The following is a 3,093-nucleotide window of genomic DNA, read 5'->3' as shown; positions in this document are numbered from 1 at the left end:
AGATAGCCGCCGACCCAGGACAGCAGCGTGTCCAGGTCGCCGGGGATGCCGACCGACACCCCGACCCGGATCGGACGCCGCGTCGAGCCCAGGAAGTCGACCAGCGGCATCTGGTGGCGGCGCAGTTCGGCGTCCAGCACCGCCGTCTCGAGCAGCCCGCGGGCCAGCGGATTGCCGGGCACCTCGGCGAACGCCCGCCGCACACCGCCGGCGGTCAGCGGCTCGGCCGGGTCGACGCTCTCGGCCAGCAGCGGCAGCAGCACCTGCTCGATCGTCCGCCGGACGCCGTCGATGTATTCGGGAAAGTAGGTCGGCTCGGCATCGGCAGCCGATTCCGCCCAGCCGGTGACGCCGTCCGTCCCGGTCCAGGACGCGACCAGCACGTCGCGGACGGTCTCCTCGCCCTTGCTGGTGCGGAAAGGGCGGACCAGCGGCATGGCGAGCCGGCGTAGTTCGAGGGTGGCGGACATCGGAGTCGCGGACATCGGATCAGGCACCTTTCACGAAGACATAGTGGCCGTCGGCATCGATCCCTACCGGACGGAAGCCGTCGCCGAACAGCGAGCCGAAGACTTCCCGCGACGCGACCCGCCAGCGGCGTCCGAGACCAGGATCCCCGGCCCGCAGTCCTTCGATATCGGACGGCACCCAGGCCCGCACGATCTCCCCGGCCGCCGGCCGCACCTCGGGTTCACCGTCGATCGAAGCCAGCACGATCGGGCTGGACGACGCACCAGTCGGCAGCGGGCGCCCGCCCGGCTCGTCGGCCAGCGTCCATTCGACGACGAACCGGTCGGGCAGGTCGCCGGCGTTCACGGCGTCCAGCATCGGCGGGTAGTAGTCGCGGACGAACTCGGTCACTCGTCCGCCGAGCCGATTCAGGTTGAAGTGGCCGTTGCGGCGGATCAGCGGGTCGTAGGTCCAGATCAGGGTCGCGGCACCGCGGGACAGCGCCCAGTCGCGCTGGGCGAGCTTCAGCCGGCGACCCAGGCCGCGTCCGGCGAATGAGGCGTCCACGCCGGCGATGTAGGAGTAGACCCGATCCGAGCCGGGCGCGCCGGCGAAACCGATCGTCACCCCCACCAGCGCGCCGTCCGGGGTCCAGGCGCCCAGCACGCAACCGCCGGCGTGGGTGAGCGCCGTCATCAGATCGGCCGGCACCGGCGACTCGGTGGGCGGCACGCCCCAGATCCCACCCAGCAACGCCGCTGCGGCGACCCGGTCGTCGTGGCGGGTGAGCTCGTCGATTCGGACGTCCGGCTGTCGGAGTGACTCCATGGCGCCAGCATGCCGCACCGGCACCGTAGACTGCCTGCCCGTGAGTAAGAGCTTCGAAGAGCTGTTCGTCGAACTGCAGCGGCGCGCCGTCGAGCGACCGGAAGGATCCGGCACCGTCCGCGAGCTGGATTCCGGCGTCCATGCCATCGGCAAGAAGATCGTCGAGGAGGCCGCCGAGGTGTGGATGGCCGCCGAGTACCAGTCCAAGGACGACACGGCCATGGAGATCAGCCAACTGCTGTACCACCTGCAGGTGCTGATGATCGCGCAGGGCCTTGACCTCGACGACGTCTACGCCCACCTCTGACCCGCGATGACACCCGTTCGCCGAGCCCGCTGACCACCAGTAGAGTGAGCACAGTGTCTGAGCGTTCCCTGCTAAAGATCGCCGTGCCCAATAAGGGCTCCCTCTCCGAAGCGTCCATCGGGATGCTGCGCGAGGCCGGTTACCGGCAGCGTCATGATTCCAAGGATCTGGTGCTGGTCGATGCCGACAACGGCGTTGAGTTCTACTACTTGCGTCCCCGCGACATCGCCGTATACGTGGGGGAGGGCACCCTCGACCTGGGCATCACCGGCCGCGACATGCTGATCGACTCGGCCGCGCAGGCCGAAGAGGTGCTTGCGCTCGGCTTCGGCGGCACCCGGTTCCGGTTCGCCGCCCCCAGCGGCGAGACCTGGACGGTCGCCGACCTGCAGGGCAAACGGATCGCCACCTCATACTCCGGCCTGGTCGGCAATTGGCTCGGCGAGCAGGGCATCGAGGCACGGCTGATCCATCTGGACGGCGCCGTCGAGTCCTCGGTGCGGCTCGGTGTCGCGGACGCGGTCGCCGACGTCGTCGAGACCGGCAGCACCCTGAAGCGGGCCGGCCTGGAACTCTTCGGGGACGCGATCCTGACCTCGGAGGCGATCCTGATCCAGCGCGCCGGGGCTGAGGCTCCGGAGGGCATGGACCGGCTGGTCCGTCGACTGACCGGCGTGCTGACTGCCCGGAGCTACTACATGGTCGACTACAACGTGCCCGAGACCGCGCTCGACGCGGCCTGCGAGGTCACCCCCGGACTCGATGCCCCGACGGTGTCGCCCCTTGCCAAGCCGGGTTGGGTGGCGGTGCGGGCGATGATTCCGCGGGTCTCGGCGCCGCAGATCATGGACCAACTCTGGGACGTCGGCGCCGACGCCATCCTGGTCACCGACATCGTCGCCTGCCGGCTATGACCGAGCCCGTCACGTACCGACCGCGCGCGGCCCTGCGGATGGGGGTCTCGTTGTCGAGCTCCCTGGTGCTGGCGTCGCTGCTCGGCTGGACGATGACGCCCCAGCACATCCGTGACCTGTTCACTCCGATCCAGGTGCTCACCCTGCTGCTCTTCCTGGCGATCATGATCGCCATGGCGCTCGGTCTCGGTCTGAGCTACGTCCGGGCGGACGGCGACGGACTCACCTTCCGCAACGGCGTCCGGACGCACGTCGTGCCCTGGGCGGAGATCAAGGCCTTCCGCTATCGCGACGGTGACCCGTGGCCGTCGGTGGTGGTCCGAGGAGACATCGAGCAGCGCCCGTTGCTGGGAATCCAGCGCAGCGACCGCGATCTCGCCGAGGGACACGTCGCCGACCTGCGGGCCCGGCTCGCCGAGGCTTACGGAGTGGATCGCCCCGACTCCGGCCAGTCGTAACAACCACCGCTGGTTGAGCTTGTCGAACCCCCTGGCCATCGGTCGTCTTGAGGTCTCGACAAGCTCGACCAACGGGTCCTCGTGTCAGGGATTGGGGCGGTTCTCCGGCAGGATCAGCGTCTGCTCGGCCTCGCTG

General features: G+C 69.4%; 4 protein-coding genes and 1 pseudogene. 3 read left to right on the top strand and 2 right to left on the bottom strand.

The features are described from left to right. A pseudogene (locus Q0066_RS09330) lies at positions 1-485 on the bottom strand (o-succinylbenzoate synthase); the annotation flags it as partial. Between the two features lie 4 nt (positions 486-489). Further along, on the bottom strand, positions 490-1,278 hold the full coding sequence (locus Q0066_RS09325) for a GNAT family N-acetyltransferase (protein WP_298132266.1): 789 nt from the start codon (positions 1,276-1,278) through the stop codon (positions 490-492). A 40-nt stretch (positions 1,279-1,318) separates the two neighbouring features. On the opposite strand from Q0066_RS09325, the gene Q0066_RS09320 reads away from it, so the two are divergent. The 3 genes from Q0066_RS09320 to Q0066_RS09310 all read left to right on the top strand — a co-directional run bounded on the left by Q0066_RS09320 (position 1,319) and on the right by Q0066_RS09310 (position 2,957). Continuing rightward, entirely contained in the window at positions 1,319-1,585 is a 267-nt protein-coding gene (locus Q0066_RS09320) for a phosphoribosyl-ATP diphosphatase (protein WP_298132265.1), read from the top strand. Positions 1,586-1,653: 68 nt separating this feature from the next. Then, positions 1,654-2,499, top strand: coding sequence for an ATP phosphoribosyltransferase (gene hisG, locus Q0066_RS09315; RefSeq protein WP_298132270.1), 846 nt, complete (start codon positions 1,654-1,656; stop codon positions 2,497-2,499). Continuing rightward, on the top strand, positions 2,496-2,957 hold the full coding sequence (locus tag Q0066_RS09310) for a PH domain-containing protein (protein ID WP_298132263.1): 462 nt from the start codon (positions 2,496-2,498) through the stop codon (positions 2,955-2,957). Before hisG ends, Q0066_RS09310 begins: the two co-directional genes overlap by 4 nt. Positions 2,958-3,093 lie beyond the last annotated feature (136 nt).

The organism is Micropruina sp. (assembly GCF_027492755.1).
Lineage (GTDB): Bacteria > Actinomycetota > Actinomycetes > Propionibacteriales > Propionibacteriaceae > Micropruina.
This window is presented reverse-complemented; position numbering and strand designations above follow the sequence as displayed.